At 62.7% G+C, this 21,911-nt stretch carries 20 protein-coding genes; 14 read left to right on the top strand and 6 right to left on the bottom strand.

Annotated features, from left to right (window positions below; genetic code table 11):
- Positions 1-54 precede the first annotated feature (54 nt).
- A complete protein-coding gene (locus tag BLX42_RS01170; protein WP_046785067.1) occupies positions 55-828 on the top strand; it encodes a glycosyltransferase family 2 protein in 774 nt (257 codons plus the stop codon).
- 54 nt (positions 829-882) lie between these two features.
- Here BLX42_RS01170 and BLX42_RS01165 read toward each other — a convergent pair whose 3' ends face one another.
- Positions 883-1,488, bottom strand: coding sequence for a hypothetical protein (locus BLX42_RS01165; RefSeq protein WP_039603331.1), 606 nt, complete (start codon positions 1,486-1,488; stop codon positions 883-885).
- Between the two features lie 228 nt (positions 1,489-1,716).
- Here BLX42_RS01165 and msbA point away from each other — a divergent pair, with 228 nt between their 5' ends.
- A complete protein-coding gene (msbA, locus tag BLX42_RS01160; protein ID WP_046785175.1) occupies positions 1,717-3,525 on the top strand; it encodes a lipid A export permease/ATP-binding protein MsbA in 1,809 nt (602 codons plus the stop codon).
- 130 nt (positions 3,526-3,655) lie between these two features.
- The gene (gene hldE, locus BLX42_RS01155; protein ID WP_039602848.1) at positions 3,656-5,077 is read left to right on the top strand and encodes a bifunctional D-glycero-beta-D-manno-heptose-7-phosphate kinase/D-glycero-beta-D-manno-heptose 1-phosphate adenylyltransferase HldE; all 1,422 of its coding nucleotides are present in this window, start codon (positions 3,656-3,658) and stop codon (positions 5,075-5,077) included.
- A 32-nt stretch (positions 5,078-5,109) separates the two neighbouring features.
- On the opposite strand, the gene BLX42_RS01150 is transcribed toward hldE, so the two are convergent.
- From BLX42_RS01150 to BLX42_RS01135, 4 genes are all read right to left on the bottom strand, one after another.
- Positions 5,110-6,078: a hypothetical protein gene (locus BLX42_RS01150; protein ID WP_046785068.1), complete on the bottom strand. Its 969-nt coding sequence runs from the start codon at positions 6,076-6,078 to the stop codon at positions 5,110-5,112.
- 50 nt (positions 6,079-6,128) lie between these two features.
- Positions 6,129-6,941 carry an aldo/keto reductase gene (locus BLX42_RS01145; RefSeq protein WP_046785069.1) on the bottom strand — a complete coding sequence of 271 codons (813 nt, stop codon included), beginning with the start codon at positions 6,939-6,941 and terminating at the stop codon, positions 6,129-6,131.
- Positions 6,938-8,113, bottom strand: a complete 1,176-nt coding sequence (locus BLX42_RS01140) for an FAD-binding oxidoreductase (protein WP_161870967.1) — start codon at positions 8,111-8,113, stop codon at positions 6,938-6,940. The genes BLX42_RS01145 and BLX42_RS01140 overlap by 4 nt, the downstream gene beginning before the upstream one ends.
- 76 nt (positions 8,114-8,189) lie before the next feature.
- Positions 8,190-8,522 carry a multidrug efflux SMR transporter gene (locus tag BLX42_RS01135; RefSeq protein WP_046785071.1) on the bottom strand — a complete coding sequence of 111 codons (333 nt, stop codon included), beginning with the start codon at positions 8,520-8,522 and terminating at the stop codon, positions 8,190-8,192.
- Between the two features lie 86 nt (positions 8,523-8,608).
- Here BLX42_RS01135 and BLX42_RS01130 point away from each other — a divergent pair, with 86 nt between their 5' ends.
- Complete coding sequence (locus BLX42_RS01130) at positions 8,609-9,499, top strand: LysR family transcriptional regulator (RefSeq protein WP_125923482.1); 891 nt, start codon at positions 8,609-8,611, stop codon at positions 9,497-9,499.
- A gap of 11 nt (positions 9,500-9,510) precedes the next feature.
- Positions 9,511-10,782 (top strand): lipid IV(A) 3-deoxy-D-manno-octulosonic acid transferase, encoded by a 1,272-nt coding sequence (gene waaA, locus BLX42_RS01125; RefSeq protein ID WP_161870966.1) that lies wholly within the window; start codon positions 9,511-9,513, stop codon positions 10,780-10,782.
- Between the two features lie 42 nt (positions 10,783-10,824).
- Here the strand turns inward: waaA and BLX42_RS01120 are convergent, their stop codons facing one another.
- Positions 10,825-12,213, bottom strand: coding sequence for a PLP-dependent aminotransferase family protein (locus BLX42_RS01120; RefSeq protein ID WP_161870965.1), 1,389 nt, complete (start codon positions 12,211-12,213; stop codon positions 10,825-10,827).
- 420 nt (positions 12,214-12,633) lie between these two features.
- On the opposite strand from BLX42_RS01120, the gene BLX42_RS26745 reads away from it, so the two are divergent.
- From BLX42_RS26745 to selA, 9 genes are all read left to right on the top strand, one after another.
- Positions 12,634-12,963: a hypothetical protein gene (locus tag BLX42_RS26745; RefSeq protein ID WP_256345763.1), complete on the top strand. Its 330-nt coding sequence runs from the start codon at positions 12,634-12,636 to the stop codon at positions 12,961-12,963.
- Positions 12,918-13,658, top strand: coding sequence for a TauD/TfdA family dioxygenase (locus tag BLX42_RS01115; protein WP_256671900.1), 741 nt, complete (start codon positions 12,918-12,920; stop codon positions 13,656-13,658). The genes BLX42_RS26745 and BLX42_RS01115 overlap by 46 nt, the downstream gene beginning before the upstream one ends.
- 31 nt (positions 13,659-13,689) lie before the next feature.
- The gene (locus BLX42_RS01110) at positions 13,690-14,475 is read left to right on the top strand and encodes a TSUP family transporter (RefSeq protein WP_046785076.1); all 786 of its coding nucleotides are present in this window, start codon (positions 13,690-13,692) and stop codon (positions 14,473-14,475) included.
- Between the two features lie 25 nt (positions 14,476-14,500).
- On the top strand, positions 14,501-15,262 hold the full coding sequence (locus BLX42_RS01105; protein WP_125923485.1) for an SDR family NAD(P)-dependent oxidoreductase: 762 nt from the start codon (positions 14,501-14,503) through the stop codon (positions 15,260-15,262).
- Between the two features lie 128 nt (positions 15,263-15,390).
- Positions 15,391-18,459 (top strand): formate dehydrogenase-N subunit alpha, encoded by a 3,069-nt coding sequence (gene fdnG / locus BLX42_RS01100; RefSeq protein ID WP_148101096.1) that lies wholly within the window; start codon positions 15,391-15,393, stop codon positions 18,457-18,459.
- Positions 18,459-19,415, top strand: coding sequence for a formate dehydrogenase subunit beta (gene fdxH, locus BLX42_RS01095; protein WP_046785079.1), 957 nt, complete (start codon positions 18,459-18,461; stop codon positions 19,413-19,415). The genes fdnG and fdxH overlap by 1 nt, the downstream gene beginning before the upstream one ends.
- A complete protein-coding gene (locus tag BLX42_RS01090; protein WP_046785080.1) occupies positions 19,412-20,068 on the top strand; it encodes a formate dehydrogenase subunit gamma in 657 nt (218 codons plus the stop codon). The genes fdxH and BLX42_RS01090 overlap by 4 nt, the downstream gene beginning before the upstream one ends.
- A gap of 4 nt (positions 20,069-20,072) precedes the next feature.
- Positions 20,073-20,999 (top strand): formate dehydrogenase accessory protein FdhE, encoded by a 927-nt coding sequence (fdhE, locus tag BLX42_RS01085; protein WP_046785081.1) that lies wholly within the window; start codon positions 20,073-20,075, stop codon positions 20,997-20,999.
- A gap of 146 nt (positions 21,000-21,145) precedes the next feature.
- Positions 21,146-21,911 (top strand): L-seryl-tRNA(Sec) selenium transferase (selA, locus tag BLX42_RS01080; RefSeq protein ID WP_161870964.1); only part of this gene is annotated, 766 nt, incomplete at its 3' end.

Below are 21,911 nucleotides of genomic sequence, written 5' to 3'. Positions count from 1 at the left end.
CGTGGCCAGGGAGTGGCTACGCAAAGTCTGTTGTCGCAACGCGGAGGGAGTCCGGTGCGCTTTTCAAATGATAGTGATGTCACGCTTGTCGTGACCAGCTGCGGTCGGTTCGATCTGCTCAAGGAAACCCTTGAGAGCTTCGATCGCTACAACACAGCGCCCATTCGCGAGGTCTTCATTACCGAGGACTCCGGTGACGACGCTGTTCACGGTGCCGTACCCGAGCACTGGAAACCCCACTGCACGGTGTTCGTCAACCGCCCCAAGCTTGGGCAGCTGGCGTCGATCGACCTGGCGTACAGCCATGTGAAGACGGCTTACATCTTCCATTGCGAGGACGACTGGCGCTTCTATCGCCAGGCCTTCGTCGAAGACTCCAAGGCGATCCTCGAGGTCAGCCCCGATGTGCTGCAAGTCTGGTTGCGCAGCCACGCCCATGACTTGTCGATCCACAGCCCTTACATTCATCTGGGGGATCGCCAGGTGATCGCCGGCGTGCCGTGCTATCCATTGCACTCCGAGAAAGCCGAATGGCAGGCCTTTTCCCTCAACCCGGGCTTGCGTCGGCTGAGCGATTATCAGCGCTGTGCGCCATTTGCCGCCTATGCCGGCGAGAAGGCGTTGTCGCGCCGTTACGCGGAGTTGAAACTGACAGCGGTGACCCTGGAGGGTGACGCGGTACTGCACACGGGCTTTGGCAGCCACGTCACCGTGCCTGAAGAAGTGCACCGCAAGGCCAAGCGGCGTAATCGCGACCGGGTCAAGCTCGCATTGACGCTGGTGATCGGTGCCTTGGCAGGTATGGGTATATCCATCTTCGTGCACTGACACCGCGCCTGGCAGGTTTTTTCAACGGCCTGCCAGGCGCTGCCGGGCTGATGTTCAACGCGCCAGCAGGGCCGCTTGGAAATCGGCGAGGGGGAAGCGGTCGCCCAGTTTCTCGCGTGCGATGTAACTCACCATATGTTGCACGTTGCGTCGAACCATACGGGCAGACAGCGGCGGGCGCAGGAAGCGCATGTCCGCAACGTCGATCAGGCCCAGCTGCTGGTCGGGCGTGACCACCACATTGCCCAGGTGCAGCGAGCGGAAGTACACGCCGCTACGGTGCAACTGGCGGATCAGGGTGATCAGGCGGGGCAGGTAGATGTCCCAGCTGAAGCCTTCGTCCCGCGACATCTGCAGCAGCGTGCGCCCCGGCAATGGCCGGTACAGCACCGCTGTTCTGCCCGGCAGGTCGAGCTTGTGCTGGCTGATTACCTCGAGCGTAGGGATGCCCAGCTGCGCAAGGCGCGCAGCGTTGTCCACGAAGCGCTGGGAGTAGGGGCGCAGCAGCGCAGATGAAATCAGACGCTTGCGCCGAAAAACCTTGAGGAAGTTACCATCCTCAAGCAGGTAGACTTTGGCGCCATGGCTGTCCGCCTCCAGTATCTGGGCGCCAAGTGTCAGCTGATCGAAGTCGACCTGGGTGAGCCGAGAGCATTGCATGAGTTGAGCCTTGTCGTCTGGCGAGCAAAATGACCGGCAATAATGCCGAAAATAATCCTCCAGCACCACGTTGGTCTCTTTTGACTGACCAGGGGGGCTCATACCGTACGAAAAAAACCGGGTGCAAGCCTTGTGGGCCGCCGGCCTGGCATGTTGTTGCCTCGCAGGCGTGCCGAAAATGACGCCTGTGGTAAAATTTCCGGTTCAACCTGAACAGCGAGCTCGATGATGGCCGAAACACCGCTACCGGCGGAGCACACCTCCAGCCTGAAGATCTACTTCCGGTTGCTGAGCTACGTGAAACCCTATATCGGCATTTTCCTGCTGAGTATTATCGGTTTCGTGATCTTTGCCTCGACCCAGCCAATGCTGGCCGGGATCCTCAAGTACTTTGTCGATGGCCTGAGCAACCCCGAAGCGGTGTTGTTCCCCAACGTGCCCTACTTGCGCGACCTGCAATTGCTGCAGGCGGTACCGCTGCTGATCATCCTGATCGCCGCATGGCAGGGCCTGGGTTCGTTCCTCGGCAACTATTTCCTGGCCAAGGTTTCCCTTTCCCTGGTGCATGACCTGCGCGTGGAGTTGTTCAACAAGCTGCTGGTACTGCCCAACCGCTATTTCGACAATCATAACTCCGGCCACCTGATTTCACGCATTACCTTCAACGTGACCATGGTGACGGGTGCCGCCACCGATGCAATCAAGGTGGTGATCCGTGAAGGCCTGACAGTGGTCTTCCTGTTTGCCTACCTGCTTTGGATGAACTGGCACCTGACCCTGGTAATGGTCGCCATCCTGCCGGTGATCGCGGTAATGGTTAGCGTCGCCAGCAAGAAATTCCGTAAGCAGAGCAAGAAGATCCAAGTGGCGATGGGCGACGTGACCCACGTAGCTTCCGAAACCATCCAGGGCTACCGTGTGGTTCGCAGCTTCGGCGGCGAGGCTTACGAGCAGCAGCGCTTTGGCCGTGCCAGCCAGAGCAACACCGACAAACAGTTGCGCATGACCAAGACTGGCGCCCTGTACACGCCGATGCTGCAACTGGTGATCTACAGCGCCATGGCCGCGTTGATGTTCCTGGTGCTGTTCCTGCGGGGCGACTCGACCGCCGGTGATCTGGTGGCCTACATCACTGCTGCGGGCCTGCTGCCAAAGCCGATCCGCCAGCTTTCTGAGGTCAGCTCGACCATCCAGAAAGGCCTTGCCGGGGCTGAAAGCATCTTCGAGCAGCTCGACGAGCAGCCCGAGATCGACCGCGGTACGATCGAGAAGGAGCGGGTGGCCGGTCGCCTCGAAGTACGCAACCTGAGCTTCACCTACCCAGGCACCGATCGCGAAGTGCTGAGCGACATCAGCTTTACCGCCGAGCCTGGGCAGATGATCGCGCTGGTCGGGCGCTCTGGTAGCGGCAAGTCGACCCTGGCGGCGCTGATCCCGCGCTTCTATCACCACGATCAGGGGCAGATTCTGCTCGATGGCGTGGAGATCGAAGACTACCGCCTGCGCAACCTGCGCCGGCACGTTTCGCAGGTGACCCAGCATGTGACCCTGTTCAACGACACAGTGGCCAACAACATTGCCTACGGCGACCTGGCCGGCGCGCCGCGCGCAGACATCGAAGCTGCGGCTGCCGATGCCTATGCCAAGGAGTTCGTCGACCAGTTGCCCAAGGGCTTCGACACCGACGTGGGTGAAAACGGCGTGCTACTTTCCGGTGGCCAGCGCCAGCGCCTGGCGATTGCCCGGGCCCTGTTGAAGAACGCGCCGCTGCTGATCCTCGACGAAGCGACTTCGGCGCTGGACACTGAGTCCGAGCGGCATATCCAGGCTGCCCTGGACCATGTCATGCAGGGCCGCACCACGCTGGTGATCGCGCACCGCCTGTCGACTATCGAGAAAGCCGACCAGATCCTGGTGATGGACCAGGGCCGTCTGGTGGAGCGCGGTACCCATGCCGAACTGCTGGCAGCCAATGGCTATTATGCCCGCTTGCACGCCATGGGGCTGGATGAGCCTGCGAAGGCCGATATCACCTGAGTTGCCCTTGATCGGGGCCGTACGGCCCCGATTGTCACCGGAATTTTCCAGGGCCCGATCTGGCCGTAAAGCCGTCGCCTACCCTGTGCTAATATCCTGCCCCTGTTCATTATTTCCATATGGGTTGCCCATGAAGTTGTCCATGCCGCGTTTCGATCAAGCCCCGGTATTGGTGGTCGGCGATGTCATGCTGGACCGCTACTGGCATGGCGGTACTTCGCGTATCTCGCCTGAAGCGCCAGTGCCGGTGGTAAAGGTCGATCAGATCGAGGATCGCCCAGGCGGCGCGGCCAACGTTGCGTTGAACATTGCCGCCCTCGGTGCTCCGGCAGCACTGATCGGCGTTACCGGCCAGGATGAGGCCGCCGACAGCCTGGCCAACAGCCTGCAGGCTGCAGGTGTACGTTCGGTGTTCCAGCGCATTGCGCACCAGCCGACTATCGTCAAGCTGCGGGTCATGAGCCGTCACCAGCAGCTGTTGCGCATCGATTTCGAAGAGCCGTTCGCCACTGACCCGCTGTCGCTGGGCGCCGAAGTCGAGAGCCTGCTGGAGGGTGTCAAGGTGCTGGTGTTGTCCGACTACGGCAAAGGCGCACTGAAAAATCATCAGAGCCTGATCGAGGCCGCACGTGCCAAGGGTATACCGGTACTGGCCGACCCCAAGGGCAAGGACTTCTCCATCTACCGCGGTGCCAGCCTGATCACGCCGAACCTCAGCGAGTTCGAGACCATTGTCGGCCGCTGCGCCGATGAGGCCGAGCTGGTCGCCAAGGGCCTGCAGCTGCTGCTCGACCTTGACCTGGGCGCGTTGCTGGTTACCCGTGGCGAGCACGGCATGACCCTGCTGCGCACCGGCCAGCCGGCGCTGCACCTGCCAGCCCGTGCCCGCGAAGTGTTCGATGTGACCGGCGCTGGCGATACCGTGATTTCCACCCTGGCAGCGGCCATCGCGGCCGGTGAAGACCTGCCCCACGCGGTCGCCCTGGCCAACCTGGCGGCTGGCATCGTGGTCGGCAAACTGGGTACTGCAGCGATCAGTGCACCTGAGTTGCGTCGCGCGATTCAGCGCGAGGAAGGTTCCGAACGTGGCGTGCTGGGCCTGGAGCAATTGCTGCTGGCCATCGACGATGCGCGTGCGCACAACGAGAAGATCGTCTTCACCAATGGTTGTTTCGACATCCTGCATGCTGGGCATGTGACGTACCTCGAGCAGGCGCGTGCCCAAGGTGATCGTCTTATCGTCGCGGTCAACGACGATGCCTCGGTAAGCCGTTTGAAGGGTCCTGGCCGCCCGATCAACAGTGTCGATCGGCGCATGGCCGTGCTGGCTGGGCTGGGCGCGGTGGACTGGGTCATCAGCTTCCCTGAAGGTACGCCGGAGAACCTGCTGAGCCAGGTGAAACCGGATGTGCTGGTCAAGGGCGGTGACTACGGTATCGACCAAGTGGTGGGTGCCGATATCGTCAAGGGCTACGGCGGCACCGTGAAGGTGTTGGGCTTGGTCGAGAACAGCTCGACTACCGCGATAGTCGAAAAAATCCGCAAGAACTGATGCGCCCGGGGCCGTAAGATGGCCCCGGATATTCATTTGTTCAGCGAGGTGCGCGCGCGCTCCAGCAGTGCCCGCGCCTTGTCGCCAAAGCGTCGCAGGTGTGAAGCCTTTGCGGTTTTGCGCTCCACCAGCCCCTGCTGCTTTACCCAGTCCTTCCAGCGTATCCGCTCGTCCGCGACCACCCACCCGTCCTGCCGGGCAAAGCTCTCCGCCAGGTACAGCCCGCGGGTACTGGCCGGCACCAGTTCATCTTTCCTCAATGTATACAGCTCGGCCTGCGGCTGACCGTCCTGCACCGGCATCAGGTACAGGTCGGGCCGTTTACGGTTGAGCCGGGCGACCAGCTGATCACCTTCAAGGCGTTCATCGACATGGAACAGGCTCAGCTTCTTGGCGTCCCTGGGTACTTGCAGGCGCATGTCGTAGATCAGTTGCAGCGATGCCGTAGGCAGGTGCACGTAGGCCCGTGGGCGCTCCAGCAACATCAGGTTGCCGCAATGCACCGGCCGGGCGGCACCCGATTCCGGCGTCAGCACGAACGGCAGCGCTTCCCGGTAGTGCAGGGCAGCAGCGTAAGGTGCAGGTAGCCAGGTGTCGTTGAAGCGACCACCCAGCCAGCCCTCCGGCGTTTCCAGCAGGCACTCTTCCGCCACTTCCTGTACCGCGGTGTGCAGCGGCAGGTTGAGCTCCTGAGCCGGGACATACCCTGAAATCAATTTAAGCACCACGTCGCCCCGGTCCTGGCGGCGCTGACGCACCAGTACCCAGTAGTCGCGGTTCTGCCAGTGCAGGGTCAGGCGTACCGAGACACCCAGGTTGGCCAGTTCAGCTACGAAGCGCTGGTTATCGGGTAGCTGGATGGCCCGGCGCCGTTGTTGGGTCTGGGCGAAGTTCACCGGCATGCCGATGCTCTGGTAGACCAGGCTCTCGGGGGTGGCTTCGACATGCAATGGCAGTGTTTTGAAGTTGCTCGGGTTCTTGCGAATCAGCGTACGCGGCACGAGGCTCCTCCTTGCGTCGGGTCAGTCTCCAGGCCCGGGGTGGGGACAACTCAATGCTGGCCCAAAATGCGGGCGACCGTGGCCACATTGTGGGCCAGGTGCAACGGGTTGATGGTGCCGACGATAGCACTGCTGACGCCAGGGTGGGCGAACAGCAGTTCGAAGCTGGCGTGTACCGGGTCGACACCAGGTGCGAGGCAGACATGCCCACTGGCCAAGGCCTTCTTCACCAGAATGGCTTTGCCGTGCTCGGCAGCGTAGTCCAGTACCGGTCGTTCTGCCTGCTCGTTGAGATTGAAGGTGACCATGGCGCAGTCGCCCTGCTCAAGTGCCTTCAGCCCGCCGGCGACAGTTTTGCCCGACAGGCCGTAGCCGAGGATCTTGCCCTCTTGCTTGAGGGCTGCGAGGGTCTGGTAGACCTCTTGCTGCTCGAGAATCTCCAGGTCGTTGCCATCGGAGTGCACCAGCACCAGTTCGATACGGTCGGTTTCCAGCCGGCGCAGGCTGCGTTCGACCGAAAGACGGGTGTGGGCTGCACTGAAGTCGAAGCGCGACAGGCCGTTTTCGAACTCTTCGCCAACCTTGCTGACGATCACCCATTCATCGCGCTGGCCGCGCAGCAGCGGCCCCAGACGCTCTTCGCTGCGGCCATAGGCCGGCGCCGTGTCGATCAGGTTGATACCCAGTTCGCGCGCCTGGGCCAGCAGCAGGCGCGCTTCGTCATCGCCGGGGATCGTGAACCCGGTGGGGTACTTCACGCCTTGGTCGCGGCCAAGCTTGACCGTGCCCAGGCCCAGAGGGGACACCTTCAAGCCTGTGCTGCCCAGCGGGCGGTAGAAGTCGTGCAGGGTCGGCAGGGTCATGGCAGCAGTTGCTCCCAGGCGGGCACGCCGAGTGGCGGGCGTGGCAGCCCTGCAAGCTCGGCCTGGGCGCTTGGGCGGATGCCGTCACGTTCCAGGCTGGCCAGCACACGGTCACTGAAGTCGGGCGCCAGGGCAAGTTTGGTAGGCCAGCCCACCAGTAGGCGCTGCTGGTCGGCGAGGAACGCGTTGTCGGGCCGCACCAGGCCCGATTGTGCAGGCTCTGCGCGGTCGACCCGCAGCGTGGCCCAGCGGACCAGGCGTTGATCTACCCACGGCAAGAGCTGGCTGACTTCCTTCTGGGCTGCGGCAATCTGTGCAGCCGTGTCGCGTGCTACGCCATCGGCTTCAGCCAGGTCGCCGCCCAGGTACCAGACCCATTGGCCATCGGCTGCGGGGTGGGTGGTGATGGTGACGCGCGGCTTGGGGCCGCCGCCCAGGCAGTGGGCATACAGTGGTTTGAGGTTAGGGCCTTTGGCCATGACCATATGCAGCGGCCGTGTTTGCATGGCCGGTTGCTCAAGGCCCATGGCGTGAAGCAGGCCCTCGGTGCCCGCGCCAGCACTGAGCACGATGCGCTGGGCCCGTATTTCACGGCCGTCCACGCGCAGGCCAACCAGTGAATCACCTTCACGCAGGGGCTCGATGTGCTCACCGGCGAGCAAGGAGTCGCCAGCCAGTTCAGCCAGGTTGGCCAGCAGGCTGGGGACATCGATCACCAGTTCGGCCAAGCGATACACCTTGCCTTTGAAGGCGCGGTCCTGCAGTGCGGGAGGCAACTGGTCCCCCTTGACCTGGTCAACCCGGCCGCGCACGGCCTTGCTGGCGAAGAAGCTGGTGAGGTTGCCGGCCAGGGTGCCGGGCGACCACAGGTAGTGGGCGTCGGAAAGCAGGCGGGTGCGGCTCAGGTCCAGTTCGCCGCTGCCGGCCACGGCTTCGCGCCAGCGCCGTGGCATGTCGGCGATGGCTTCCGAGGCCCCCGTCAACGCACCGTGCAGGGCGTACTTGGTACCGCCATGGATGATGCCCTGGGACTTGATGGTCTGTTCGCCGCCAAGGCTGGCGCGCTCCACCAGCACTGTCGAATAACCCAGGCGGCGCAGGCGGGCATTGAGCCACAGGCCTGCGACCCCGGCGCCGACGATGAGCACGTCAGTGGAAATGGCGGATGGCATGGCGGTACCTCGAAGTCTGGGACAGCTGGCAAGTATACAGGCTATGCCTGGCTTGGCTCATCGCCGACAGGCCCCATCAATGCCCGGCAGTCTTGGAGAACAACTGGATCACCACCACGCCGCCAACGATCATCGCCATCCCCAGCATCGCCGGCACATCGAGTTTCTGCCCATAGATCACCAGCGCCGCCACGCTGATCAGCACAATCCCAAGCCCCGACCAGATCGCATAGGCGATACCCACCGGAATGCTGCGCACCACCAGCGTCAGCATCCAGAACGCGATGGCATAGCCGACCACCATCAGCAGCAGGGGCAATGGCGTGCTCAGGCCTTTCACAGCCTTCATGGAGGCTGTGGCGATGACTTCGGCGACAATGGCGATGGCGAGGTAGGTGTAGGCGTTCATGGTTCGTTCCTCCGGTTCTGGGCGGGCATTCTAGAGTGTCCCTGAATGCGGTAAAGTCATTACCTATCACTCTGGGAGATAGGTTGATGGCCGAACAGTGGAGCCTCGAGCAGTTGCGTACCTTTGTGCGCGTCGTCGAACTGCGCTCGTTTTCTGCCGTCGCCCGCGAGCAGCGCAAAGCGCAGTCCGCCGTCAGCAATGCCATTGCAATGCTCGAAGCGGACCTCGGCGTCACTTTGTTCGAGCGCAGCAGCGGCCGTCAGCCCAGGCTGACCGAAAACGGTACCGCGCTGCTGGAGGATGCCCGCGAACTGCTGCGCCAGTGCGAACGGCTCGATGGCCGCGCTCTGGCCCTGATGCGTGGCCAGGAAGCCTTGTTGCGGGTGGCCCAGGATGAAGCCATGCCTTATCAACCTGTGATCGACAGCCTCGACGAACTGGCCAGTCATTACCCTTTTCTGGAAGTGCAACTGGCCAGCGGTGCCCAAGGTGATGTAGCGCGCAAGCTGGTGGAGCGACGTGCAGACCTGGGTTTGTTTTTCCACCATGAAAGCATGCCTGCCTCACTGGAGCGGCGTGCCCTGGGTAGCGTGGAGATGGTCACGGTGTGCGCGGTGGATCATCCATTGGCGCGTGAAAGCCGCGTCACACGCCAGCAGCTGGCACGTTACCGCCAGTTGCTGATCGCCCCGCAGCAAAGTGGCTACCCCGGCGGCGAAGCGATCAGCCCGCAGGTATGGCGCGCCGACAGCTTCTACGCCATGGCCGAGCTGTTGATGCGAGGGCTGGGCTGGGCGTGGCTGCCACGCCACGTGGTGCAATACCCGACCTACCAGGCGCACATGGTCGAGCTGGCCAGCGAATGGCGGCCCCCGGCCTTGGTCGTCGAACTGGCCTGGCGCCGTGACGAACCGCTGGGGCCCGCCGCGCAATGGCTGGCCGAGCGCTTTGCGGTGCACTTGCGCGCGATCGGGTAAACTTCGCCGCCATGAACAGAACTCTCTATACCCTGTTGTTCCACCTGGGCCTGCCGCTGGTCGCGCTGCGCCTTTACCTGCGTGCACGCAAGGCCCCGGCCTACGGCCAGCGTATCGGCGAACGTTTCGCCCGCAATCTGCCGGCGATGCGCCAGGGTGGTATCTGGGTACATGCCGTATCGGTAGGTGAAAGCATTGCCGCCGCGCCCCTGGTGCGAGCCTTGCTCAAGGCCTACCCGGGCCTGCCGGTCACGCTTACCTGCATGACCCCCACCGGCTCCGAGCGCATTCGCGCGCTGTTCGCCGATGAGCCACGCATCCAGCATTGCTACCTGCCTTATGACCTGCCGTGGGCGGCGGGGCGTTTTCTCGACCATGTGCGCCCGCGGCTGGGCATCATCATGGAAACCGAGCTGTGGCCCAACCACATTCACCAATGCGCCAAGCGTGGCATTCCGGTTGCGCTGGCCAATGCTCGGTTGTCCGAGCGTTCCGCCCGTGGCTACGCGCGTTTCGCCAAACTGACCCGGCCGATGCTCGCCGAGATGAACCTGATTGCAGTGCAGACCGAAACCGAGGCGCAACGCTTCCGCGACTTGGGTGCGCGTCCTGAGTGCGTGCAGGTCACAGGTTCGATCAAGTTCGACCTGAAGGTCGATGACCAGCTTTTGCCGCGTGCCAGGGCACTGCGTGAACAGTGGGGCGCAAGCGAGCGGCCGGTGTGGATTGCGGCCAGTACCCATGAGGGTGAGGACGCGCTGATCCTGCAGGCTCATCAGCAGTTGCTGCAGGCGCATGGCGACGCGCTGCTGATCCTGGTGCCGCGCCACCCCGAGCGTTTCGATGCAGTGCATGCCTTGTGCTGCGGGCAGTTCGCTACCGTGCGCCGTTCTGCCGGTGCGGCGGTCGATGGCCAGACCCGCGTGCTGCTCGGCGATACCATGGGCGAGCTGCTGTTCCTCTACGCACTGGCCGACATCGCTTTCGTTGGCGGTAGCCTGGTCGCCACTGGCGGCCACAACCCTCTGGAGCCGGCAGCGCTGGCACTGCCGGTGATCATGGGGCCGCATGTGTTCAACTTCCTCGAAATCAGCGCGATGTTGCGTGATGCCGGGGCGTTGCAGCAGGTGGACGATGCCCAAGGGTTGGCACAGGCAGTGCGGCAGTTGATCGAATTGCCGCAGGATGCCCGGCGCATGGGTGAGGCGGGCAGGGCGGTGATGCAGGCCAATCAGGGGGCCTTGCAGCGGTTGCTGGATGGGCTGGCGCGGTTGATCCGCTGAGCCGCATCACGGTTCGTGAGCCCCCTGCGGCCCTGTTCATCTCTAGTAGAAAAGCCGCGGCTCGGACGAATCCAGCAAGCTGGCGAGTTTGGTCAGGGCAAAGCTCAGCTCGGCGCGGCTTGGCGTCATCAGGGCGATGCGCACGCCACAGCTGGCTGGGCTGCGCTCAGGCAGGAACTGGCTGCCGCTGACCACGGTTACGCCATTGTTGCGCGCCAGGTTGGCGAACTCATCGCTGGTCCATGGCTCAGGGAGTTCCAGCCAGATATGGAAGCTGTTGGGCTGGCTGCGCACCTTGTACCTGCCAAGGATTTCCTGGGCCATCAACTGGCGTGCGGCGGCTTCTTCCTGCTGCACCCGCACCAACTGCTCGGCCATGCCGCTGTTGATCAGGTTGCTGGCCAGCTGAGCCATCAGCGGGGAGGGCATCCAGACGCTGCTGCGCACCATAGACGACAACCGTGACAGCGTTTGTGGCGGCGCGTAGAGGTAGCCGATACGCAGGGCCGGCAGCACGCTCTTGGACAGGCTGGTCAGGTACACCGAACGCTCAGGTGCATAGGCGGCCAAGGGCTTGTAGTCAGGCGCCGGTTCGAGGAAGCCGTAGATATCGTCATCCACGATGAACAGGTCGAACTCGCGGGCAATCTGGGCGATAGCCTCGCGACGCGCGTGCGGCATTACCGAGTTGGTCGGGTTCTGGTGAGTGGTCACACATACCAGCAGCGAGGGGCGGTGCTCCAGGCAGGCGGCCCGCAAGGCCTCGGGCATCAGGCCGTGCTCGTCCATGGCTACCCCGCGCAAGCGGCGGCCCATGCTGTGGGCAAGGGAAATGATGCCGGGGTAGCAGAGCGACTCGCAGAGGATCACATCATCGCTTTTCGACAGGCTGCTGATCGCTACCAGCAGGCCATGCTGGGCGCCGGAGGTCAGCACCACCTGTTGCGCGCGAGCTTCGGGCAACCAGCGCTGAATCCATGTGGCGCCAGCCTGCTTGTGCGTCGCATGGCCACCGTCGGTAACGTAGTCGAGCACTTGGTCAAGGTCGGGGGAAGCCGCCAGCTCGGTGATCGCTCCGCGCAGCCAGTCGGCCATGTGCGCATCGTTGGGCTTGATGATCGAAAGGTCGATCTGGCCGCTTTCATGCTTGAGCGGTGCGGGCCGCGAGAATGCGGTGGGGGTAGGCGCCGGTCGTTGCTGCAGGACGAAAGTACCGCGGCCAACCTCGCCCACCACCAGGCCCCGCTTGGCCGCTTCGTCATAGGCTCGGCCAATGGTGCCAGGCGTCACGTGCAATGACTCGGCAAGATCCTTGAGTGTTGGCAGGCGGTCGCCAGGCGCCAGCCGGCCGTTGTCTATGTCCTGTTCAAGAGCATCGGCAATCATCAGGTAGACCGGCTGCGCCAGGTCGCTGTAGTGAGGAACCCACATGGAAATGGCACCAGAATCTGCAAGAACGCGGAAGCCTAGCACGAAAGGCAAGATCGGAGTAATCGCGTTTTTTGTATGTGAATTGCCTCTATTGATATGACGTGAAGGCTTGTCGCAGCGGGTCCTCCCTACACGACGGGAGCGCAAGCGTGAGCGCGATCAATCCACGTTCAGAAGAAATCTTTTGAAATCAATAAGTTGATTGATTCGATTCAATGCTGATGGCAATCGGCCAATGAAATAAATTGAATCGATTCTATTTTTGTAATTACAATTATTGAGTCGGTGCAATGTGGTGGTGCCTGGAGCAGCACCCCTCGTTCGCATCGCTTAGCTGTGAACGGTTTCAAAAAAAGACAATGACTGCCGCCTCTGCCCGGCATGGCACGACACCGAATGGCCAATGGAATAGCACTCGAAATGGAAAGCGCATACCTGCAACAAGCAGCCGAGCCTCAGACTTCACTGGAGATCCGCCTGCCCTGGGTTGTCTCCAGTGCCTGGCAAACCTTGCTGAGCAACACCCCGCTCGATTTCGAAACCAGCAAAGAGCTTTATCCGCAACTCAAGGAGCAGGCGCAGGAGGTCTTGGGCAAAGCGCTGTGCCAGCAAATCCGGGGGTTCGTTGAGGATCCGCAACTGACCAGCATGATCGTGCGTAATTGCCCGCGCGATCGCGATGTGCTCCTACCCCTTACTCCGGTGTGCTCAGCCCACGCAGCACGCCGATTGCCTGCCTGGTCAGCCTGACCATGCAGAACCTGATGGGCATCAACCCGGTTGTCTACGAGGGTGAAAATGACGGTCGGCTGTTTCGCCATGTCATCCCGGCCCGAACTTCATCCAGCCACAAGAGCTCGCATGGCTCACGGCTGCGATTTTCCTATCACGTAGACAATCCCGACCTGCCATTGTCTTCCGAGCCGCTGGGTACGGTTTCCTGCTGCCCGGAATACCTGTCGTTCTTCGGCATGCGCTGTGATCCACGTATCAGCACCACCTTGGTCAACCTGGATGCAGTGATCGCGTCGCTGCCCTTGGCTACCGTGCGCGAACTGTGCGAAGCGCAATTCGAAATCCGCCGCCCCGACTCGTTCACCGGTAACCGCCGCTGCACCGCCGAACTGCCGGTGCTGGTGCGTGGCCATTCAGGCGAGTGGTTGTGCCGCTTCGACAGCGAGAACACCCACGGGCTGAACCTGCGCGCCGAGCAGGCCCTGGCCACCCTGCGCGGCTTGCTGGAAACCCGGCGTTTCGATGAGCCACACCTGCTGCTGCCAGGCGACTTCATGATCTTCAAGAACCAGCGCGTGCTGCATGCCCGCGATGGCTTCGAGCCGCAGAACGACGGCGCTGACCGTTGGCTGCTGCGGGTGTTCGCGGTCAACGACCTGAACCGGGTGCGCTTCGCCCGGGCCGACCACCTTTACGAAGTGCTCTCCTGATTTTTTTTCATTTTTCGACGGAATTACTGCTATGGAACTGTTAGGCGCTTACTGGGCAGAACACTGGCTGCTGGCGATCCTGCTGCTGGGCGCCATTGCCTTTGTCGCAGGCTTTGTGGACAGCATTGCCGGGGGTGGCGGGTTGTTCCTGGTACCAGGGTTTCTGCTGGTGGGCATGCCGCCTCAGGTAGCCCTGGGGCAGGAAAAACTGGTCAGTACGCTGGGCACGCTGGCTGCCATCCGCAATTTCCTGGCCAACAGCAAGATGGTCTGGCAGGTGGCACTGGTCGGCGTGCCGTTCTCACTGCTCGGCGCCTACCTGGGGGCGCACCTGATCGTGTCGATCTCTCAGGAAACCGTAGGCAAGATCATTCTGGCGTTGATCCCTTTCGGCATCCTGATCTTCCTCACCCCCAAAGACCGCCCGATCGAGGAGCGAGAGCTGTCGGCGCGGATGCTCTACACCGTCGTGCCGGTGACCTGCCTGGCCATCGGTTTTTACGACGGCTTCTTCGGCCCAGGCACTGGCAGCATGTTCATCATCGCCTTCCACTACCTGCTGCGCATGGACCTGGTTTCCAGTTCGGCCAACTCCAAGACCTTCAACTTCGCCTCCAACATCGGTGCGCTGGTCGCATTCATCATGGCCGGCAAGGTGGTCTACCTGCTGGCGTTGCCGCTGGTGGCCTGCAACATCCTCGGCAATCACATGGGCAGTGCACTGGCGCTGCGCAAAGGCAACGACGTGGTGCGCAAGGCGCTGGTGTTCTCGATGTTGTGCCTGTTCACCAGCCTTGGCGTGAAGTACCTGGTCTGACATTACCTTCTGGGAGACAAACCTGATGAAAACTGCATTCGTAACCGGCGCCTCCTCAGGCTTTGGCCGGGCCATATGCCGCACCCTGGTTGCCAAGGGCTATCGCGTGATCGGTGGCGCCCGCCGTATGGACAAGTTGCAGGCGCTGGAGCATGAACTTGGCGACAACTTCATTCCACTGGCGCTGGATGTGACTGATATGCAGTCGGTCAGCGCAGCAGTGGCGCAGATCAACGAAGCTGCGCCGGGCATCGATGTGCTGGTCAACAACGCAGGGTTGGCGCTGGGTATCGAGCGGGCCCAGGCCTGCAGCGCCGAGAACTGGCAGCGCATGATCGACACCAACATCACCGGCCTGGCCATGGTCACCCATGCGGTATTGCCGCAGATGGTCCGGGCCGACAGCGGCATGATCATCAACATTGGTTCGATTGCCGGCACTTATCCCTACCCGGGCGGCAACGTTTATGGCGCGAGCAAGGCGTTCGTGCGTCAGTTCAGCCTGAACCTGCGCGCCGATCTGGCGGGGACCCGCGTGCGAGTCAGCAACATCGAACCTGGGCTGTGTTCCGGGACCGATTTTTCGGTGGTGCGCCTGAACGGCGACCTGAATGCAGTGGATGCGTTGTACCGTGATGTGCAGGCGATTTTGCCCCAGGACATTGCTGCCACGGTTGCGTGGATCGCTGAACAGCCGCCACACGTAAACATCAACACGCTCGAAATCATGCCGGTGGCGCAGAGCAGCGCGGCCTTGAATGTGGCGCGCAATCTGCCGCCTTGCTGACTAGGGTCAATCGCACTTTTGGCATTCTTGGCTAGTCTTAACGGTTGGCGGCATCACTTTGCCGCCACCGTGATGACCCGAGGCGCCGGCAATGCCCCGAGCGCCCGAAACCTGATCAGGAGTGCACGATGGACCTCAACCGTCGGCAATTCTTCAAGGTCGCCGCTGTCGGCCTTGGAGGCTCGAGCCTGGCGGCGTTGGGCATGGCCCCGACGCCGGCGTTCGCCGAGCAGGTGCGCCACTTCAAGCTGGCGCACACCAAGGAAACCCGCAACACCTGCCCCTACTGCTCGGTCGGCTGCGGCCTGATCCTCTATAGCCAGGGCGATGCGGGCAAGAACGTCAAACAGAACATCATCCATATCGAAGGCGACGCCGACCACCCGGTCAACCGCGGCACCCTGTGCCCGAAAGGCGCCGGCCTGCTGGACTTCATCCACAGCGAGAGCCGCCTCAAATACCCTGAGGTGCGCAAGGCGGGCAGCAAGGAGTGGGTGCGGGTCAGTTGGGACGAGGCACTCGACCGCGTCGCCGGACTGATGAAGCAGGACCGCGACGCCAACTTCATCGAAAAGAACGCCCAGGGGCAAACCGTCAACCGCTGGCTTACCACCGGTTTTCTCGCTGCCTCCGCCGCCTCCAGCGAGGCCGGCTACCTGACCCACAAGGTCATCCGCGCAACCGGCATGCTGGGGTTCGATAACCAGGCACGTGTCTGACATGGCCCGACGGTGGCAAGTCTTGCCCCGACGTACGGCCGTGGCGCCATGACCAACCACTGGTCAGATATCGCCAACGCGAATCTGGTCCTGGTGATGGGTGGCAACGCAGCAGAAGCGCACCCGTGCGGCTTCAAGTGGGTGACCGAGGCCAAAGCGCACAACAAGGCGCGGCTGATCGTGGTCGACCCGCGGTTTACCCGTACCGCCTCGGTGGCGGACTACTACGCGCCAATTCGTACCGGCAGCGACATCGCCTTCATGGGCGGGTTGATCAACTACCTGCTGAGCAATGACAAGATCCAGCACGAGTACGTGCGCAACTACACCGACGTGTCGTTCATCGTCAAAGAAACCTATGGTTTCGAAGACGGGCTGTTCAGTGGTTACGACGCGGCCAAGCGTGTGTATGCCGACAAGTCCGGCTGGGGGTACGAACTGGGCGAGGACGGTTTCGCCAAGGTCGATCCGACCCTGCAGCACCCGCGTTGCGTGTTCCAGTTGATGAAGCAGCATTACAGCCGCTATACCCCGGAACTGGCGAGCATGACCTGTGGCATGCCGCAGGACGCCATGATGAAGATCTGGGAAGAGATCGCCACCTGCTCGGTACCGGGCAAGACCATGACGATCCTCTATGCACTGGGCTGGACGCAGCATTCGATCGGCGCGCAGATCATCCGCAGTGCGGCCATGGTCCAGTTGCTGCTGGGCAACGTCGGCATGCCGGGTGGCGGGGTCAATGCCCTGCGCGGGCATTCCAACATCCAGGGCCTGACCGACCTTGGCTTGCTGTCCAACTCGCTGCCGGGCTACTTGAGCCTGCCTGGCGATGCCGAGCAGGACTATGCCGCCTACATTGACAAGCGGGCCTCCAAGCCGCTGCGCCCTGGCCAGTTGTCCTACTGGCAGAACTACGGCAAGTTCCATGTCAGCCTGATGAAGGCCTGGTATGGCGCCAATGCCACGGCAGAAAACAATTGGGGTTACGACTGGTTGCCCAAGCTCGACGTGCCGGCCTATGACGTGCTGCGCATGTTCGAGATGATGAGCCAAGGCAAGGTCAACGGTTACATCTGCCAAGGCTTCAACCCGATCGCCGCGTTGCCCGACAAGAACCGCGTGACTGCTGCCCTGGGCAAGCTCAAGTGGCTGGTGGTCATGGACCCGCTGGCCACCGAGACCTCGGAGTTCTGGCGCAATGCCGGGCCCTTTAACGATGTCGACACGGCCAATATCCAGACCGAAGTGATTCGCCTGCCCACCACCTGTTTCGCCGAGGAGGATGGTTCGCTGGTCAACAGCAGCCGCTGGCTGCAGTGGCACTGGAAGGGCGCCGACGGCCCGGGCGAGACCCGCACCGACGTGCAGATCATGAGCGAGTTGTTCCTGCGCATGCGTCAGCGCTATCAGACCGAGGGTGGCACTTACCCTGATCCGATCATGAACATCAGTTGGCCCTACAAGCTGCCTGACGAGCCGTCCCCGGAGGAACTGGCCAAGGAAATGAACGGCTGGGCGGTCACTGATGTGACCGACCCCTCGGGCGCGCTCATCAAGGCCGGGCAACAGTTGGCAGGCTTCGGCCAACTCAAGGACGACGGCAGCACTGCGTCCGGCTGCTGGATCTTCGCCGGTTGCTGGACCGAGCAGGGCAACCAGATGGCGCGGCGTGACAACAGCGACCCGTATGGCATGCACCAGGCGCAGAACTGGGCCTGGGCCTGGCCGGCCAACCGCCGCATTCTGTACAACCGTGCCTCCAGCGACCTGCAAGGCAAGCCATGGGACCCGGAGAAAAAGCGCCTGGTATGGTGGAACGGCAAGGCCTGGACCGGCACCGACGTGCCCGACTTCAAGGTCGATTCGCCACCGCAAGCGGGCATGAACCCGTTCATCATGAACCCCGAGGGCGTGGCGCGGTTCTTTGCCATCGACAAGATGGCCGAAGGGCCGTTCCCCGAGCACTATGAGCCGTTCGAGACGCCGATCGGCATCAACCCGCTGCACCCGAAGAACAACAAGGCCACCAGCAACCCGGCCGGGCGGATCTTCGATTCGGTGTGGGACACCCTCGGCAAGCACGACGAATTCCCGTATGCGGCGACGACGTACCGGCTGACCGAGCACTTCCACTTCTGGAGCAAGCATTGCCGGCTCAACGCCATTGCCCAGCCTGAGCAGTTCGTCGAGATCGGTGAGGTGCTGGCCAACGAGAAAGGCATCAAGGCGGGCGACCGGGTGCGGGTGTCGAGCAAGCGCGGGCATATCGAAGCGGTGGCGGTGGTGACCAAGCGGATTCGCCCGCTGCAGGTCAACAACCAGACCGTGCACCAGATCGGCATCCCGTTGCACTGGGGTTTCACCGGCGCGACACGGCACGGTTACCTGACCAACACCTTGGTGCCCTTCCTCGGTGACGGCAACACGCAGACGCCGGAGTCCAAGTCGTTCCTCGTCAAAGTGGAGAAAATCTGATGGCCAGCCAAGACATCATTGCCCGCTCGGCCACCACCACCGTACCGCCTTCGGTACGCCTGCAGCAGGAAGTCGCCAAACTGATCGACACCACCAAATGCATCGGCTGCAAGGCCTGCCAGGTGGCGTGTTCAGAGTGGAACGAGCTGCGTGACGAGGTCGGCCACAACCACGGCACCTACGACAACCCCCAAGACCTGACGGCCGATACCTGGACCCTGATGCGCTTCACTGAACACGAGCGCGACGATGGCAACCTGGAGTGGCTGATCCGCAAGGACGGCTGCATGCATTGCGCCGAGCCGGGTTGCCTGAAGGCGTGCCCGAGCCCGGGAGCGATCATCAAGCACGCCAACGGCATCGTCGATTTCAACCAGGACCATTGCATCGGCTGTGGCTATTGCATCACTGGCTGCCCGTTCAACATTCCGCGCATCTCGCAGAAAGACCACAAGGCCTACAAGTGCTCGCTGTGTTCCGACCGCGTGAGCGTGGGCCTGGAGCCTGCCTGTGTGAAAACCTGCCCGACCGGCGCGATCGTCTTTGGCAGCAAGGACGAAATGAAGGTGCATGCTGCCGAACGCATCGTCGACCTCAAATCGCGTGGCTACGACAACGCCGGGCTCTACGACCCGGACGGCGTCGGTGGCACGCACGTGATGTATGTACTGCACCATGCCGATACGCCCCGCTTGTATGCCGGCCTGCCGGACCAGCCGGTGATCAGCCCGCTGGTGGGCTTGTGGAAGGGCATCACCAAGCCGCTGGCACTGCTGGCGATGGGCGCGGCGGTGCTGGCCGGGTTCTTCCACTATGTGCGGGTTGGCCCGCAGCGGGTCGAGGAGGACGAACACCCCAGCCCCACGCCACCTGATGACAGCGTGCACCAGGTGGACCCGGCGGTGCATGTCTATGATCCGAAGCAGCCCGGTGGGCAAGGGGAGCAGCGGCCATGAACGACGACAAACCCATCCTGCGCTACAACGCCAACGAGCGGACCAACCACTGGATCGTCGCCATCCTGTTCGTGCTGGCCGGGCTTTCGGGGCTGGCGCTGTTCCATCCGGCGCTGTTCTGGCTCAGCCATCTGTTCGGCGGCGGGCCGTGGACACGCATCCTGCACCCCTTCATCGGGGTGGCCATGTTCGTGTTCTTTCTGTTCCTGGTGGTGCGTTTCTGGCGCGCCAACTTCATCACTGCCAACGACCGCTTGTGGCTGCGCCGCATCGACCGGGTGATGCTCAACAAGGAGGAGGGCGTGCCGCCGATCGGCAAATATAACGCCGGGCAGAAGCTGCTGTTCTGGACGTTGTTGGTGTGCATGCTGGTGTTGCTGTTCAGTGGCGTGGTGATCTGGCGTGCGTACTTCAGCCATTTCTTCGGCATAGGTTCGATTCGCCTGGCGTCGTTGGCCCATGCGCTGGCGGGCTTCGTGCTGATTCTCAGCATCATCGTGCACATCTACGCCGGTATCTGGATCAAGGGCTCGATCGGCGCCATGCTGCATGGCTGGGTCAGCCGCGCCTGGGCGCGCAAACACCATCAGTTGTGGTACCGCGAGGTGACCGGCGACAAGACGCCGAGTGACCATGGACGTAAAGAAGGATGAACGCTTGAGCACGATACTCGAACCGGGGCAGATCGAAGCGTCGGCGGTGATGCCGCCGTTTCTTCACCTGCCGCCCGCCAACCTGTTCGAACTGCGCGCCATGCGCCTCGAACAGCTCGCTGCAGGGCATGCCCTTGGCGACTACCTGCGCCTGATCGCCCGGCTGTGTCGCATTCAGCAGCAGCTTGTGGATAACCCGCCTGGTGGTTTGCCAGTGGCCGATGACCGGCAGCGCCTGTGCATAAGTCATGGTTTGCCACCCCTTGCGGCCGACGGCCTGGTGCGCGAGGGGCCGTGGCTGGCGTGGTTGCAGGCGCTGATCGATCATTTCGACGGCGAGGCCAATGGCCCTTTGGCGGCAGCACTGCTGGCGCTGCGTGGCAGTGATGACAGCCAGCGCAAAGGCTGGGGGAGCGCATTGCTGGCCGGGCAGTACGACGCTGTGCCCGCAGCACTGGTGCCGTTTCTGGGGGCCGCGCTGCAGGCGGCCTGGTCCAGCTGGTTGCTGGCGCTGCCGGCAGTTGAACTCAAGCCGTCGGGCAGCCAGGCCCAGTGCCCGGCCTGTGGTTCGCCGGCCATGGCGGGGGTGGTGCGTAACCGTGGCAAGCACAACGGCCTGCGTTACCTGGCGTGCTCCTTGTGTGCCTGCGAATGGCATGTGGTGCGGGTCAAGTGCGTGTATTGCGAATCGAGCAAGGGCTTGTGCTACACCAGCCTGGAGGATGACCGCCATGCGCCGGGCAAGGCGCCGCTGCGGGCGGAGTGCTGCCCGGGGTGCAATGCCTACCTGAAACAGAATTACCTTGAGAACGACGCTGCTGCCGAGCCGTTGGCCGATGACCTGGCCAGCCTGGCGCTGGATATCCGGTTGGACGAGGAGGGCTTTCATCGGCTGGCACCCAACCTGATGCTGGCGCCGGGTGGTGGGTGAGTGTCTACACTGCACAATTGAGTTGCCCCCATCGCCGGCAAGCCGGCTCCCGCAGCTATTTCACCGCTCCCCAGAGCGATGCAGCCCTGTAGGAGCCGGCTTGCCGGCGATGAGGCCCGAACAGACAATGGATAAGGTAGTACCCGATGTCTTCAAGCCTTGCCAGCAATACACCGCGGCTCCCTTCCATCGACACCCTGCTACGCCACCCGGCCTGCCTCCCGCTGATCGAGCGCCATGGCCGCGACGCTGTGCTCGCCACCCTGCGCCAGCTGCTCGGCGACCTGCGCGAACCTGTTCGCAACGGCCAACTCGGCGCTGCCGAACTGGGCGCTGAAATCCTCTTGGGCCGCAGCGGCGAGCGCCTGGCCGCCCAGCAGCGCAGCCAGGTACGCCGCGTCTTCAACCTCACCGGCACGGTACTGCACACCAACCTCGGTCGTGCCCTGTTGCCGGAGGAAGCCGTTGAAGCCATGCAGACCGCCGCCCGCTATCCGCTCAACCTGGAGTTCGACCTTGCCACCGGCAAGCGCGGCGACCGAGATGATCTGATCGAAGGGCTGATCCGCGAGCTGACCGGCGCCGAAGCGGTCACCGTGGTCAACAACAACGCTGCCGCCGTGCTGCTTGCGCTCAACAGCCTGGGCGCGCGCAAGGAGGGCATCATTTCCCGCGGTGAGCTGATCGAGATCGGCGGCGCCTTTCGCATTCCCGATATCATGGCCCGTGCCGGTGTACGCCTGCACGAGGTCGGCACCACCAACCGCACCCATGCCCGCGACTATGAAGCTGCCATCGGCCCGCGTACCGGCTTGTTGATGCGGGTGCATTGCAGCAACTACAGCATCCAGGGCTTCACCACCCAGGTGCCGACCGCGGAGCTTGCGCGAATCGCCCATCAGCATGAACTGC

The organism is Pseudomonas sp. SG-MS2 (assembly GCF_009933855.1).
Classification (GTDB): Bacteria; Pseudomonadota; Gammaproteobacteria; order Pseudomonadales; family Pseudomonadaceae; genus Aquipseudomonas; species Aquipseudomonas putida_E.
Note: the sequence above shows the minus strand (reverse complement) of the source record. Positions and strands in the feature narration are given on the sequence as shown.

What these genes read in the sequence shown, in the direction of transcription:
- BLX42_RS01165 (WP_039603331.1), bottom strand. Translation starts at nt 1,488, where the DNA reads ATGCAATGCTCTCGGCTCACCCAGGTCGACTTCGATCAGCTGACACTT.
- msbA (WP_046785175.1), top strand. Translation starts at nt 1,717, where the DNA reads ATGGCCGAAACACCGCTACCGGCGGAGCACACCTCCAGCCTGAAGATC.
- hldE (WP_039602848.1), top strand. Translation starts at nt 3,656, where the DNA reads ATGAAGTTGTCCATGCCGCGTTTCGATCAAGCCCCGGTATTGGTGGTC.
- BLX42_RS01145 (WP_046785069.1), bottom strand. Translation starts at nt 6,941, where the DNA reads ATGACCCTGCCGACCCTGCACGACTTCTACCGCCCGCTGGGCAGCACA.
- BLX42_RS01140 (WP_161870967.1), bottom strand. Translation starts at nt 8,113, where the DNA reads ATGCCATCCGCCATTTCCACTGACGTGCTCATCGTCGGCGCCGGGGTC.
- BLX42_RS01135 (WP_046785071.1), bottom strand. Translation starts at nt 8,522, where the DNA reads ATGAACGCCTACACCTACCTCGCCATCGCCATTGTCGCCGAAGTCATC.
- BLX42_RS01130 (WP_125923482.1), top strand. Translation starts at nt 8,609, where the DNA reads ATGGCCGAACAGTGGAGCCTCGAGCAGTTGCGTACCTTTGTGCGCGTC.
- waaA (WP_161870966.1), top strand. Translation starts at nt 9,511, where the DNA reads ATGAACAGAACTCTCTATACCCTGTTGTTCCACCTGGGCCTGCCGCTG.
- BLX42_RS01120 (WP_161870965.1), bottom strand. Translation starts at nt 12,213, where the DNA reads ATGTGGGTTCCTCACTACAGCGACCTGGCGCAGCCGGTCTACCTGATG.
- BLX42_RS26745 (WP_256345763.1), top strand. Translation starts at nt 12,634, where the DNA reads ATGGAAAGCGCATACCTGCAACAAGCAGCCGAGCCTCAGACTTCACTG.
- BLX42_RS01110 (WP_046785076.1), top strand. Translation starts at nt 13,690, where the DNA reads ATGGAACTGTTAGGCGCTTACTGGGCAGAACACTGGCTGCTGGCGATC.
- BLX42_RS01105 (WP_125923485.1), top strand. Translation starts at nt 14,501, where the DNA reads ATGAAAACTGCATTCGTAACCGGCGCCTCCTCAGGCTTTGGCCGGGCC.
- fdxH (WP_046785079.1), top strand. Translation starts at nt 18,459, where the DNA reads ATGGCCAGCCAAGACATCATTGCCCGCTCGGCCACCACCACCGTACCG.
- BLX42_RS01090 (WP_046785080.1), top strand. Translation starts at nt 19,412, where the DNA reads ATGAACGACGACAAACCCATCCTGCGCTACAACGCCAACGAGCGGACC.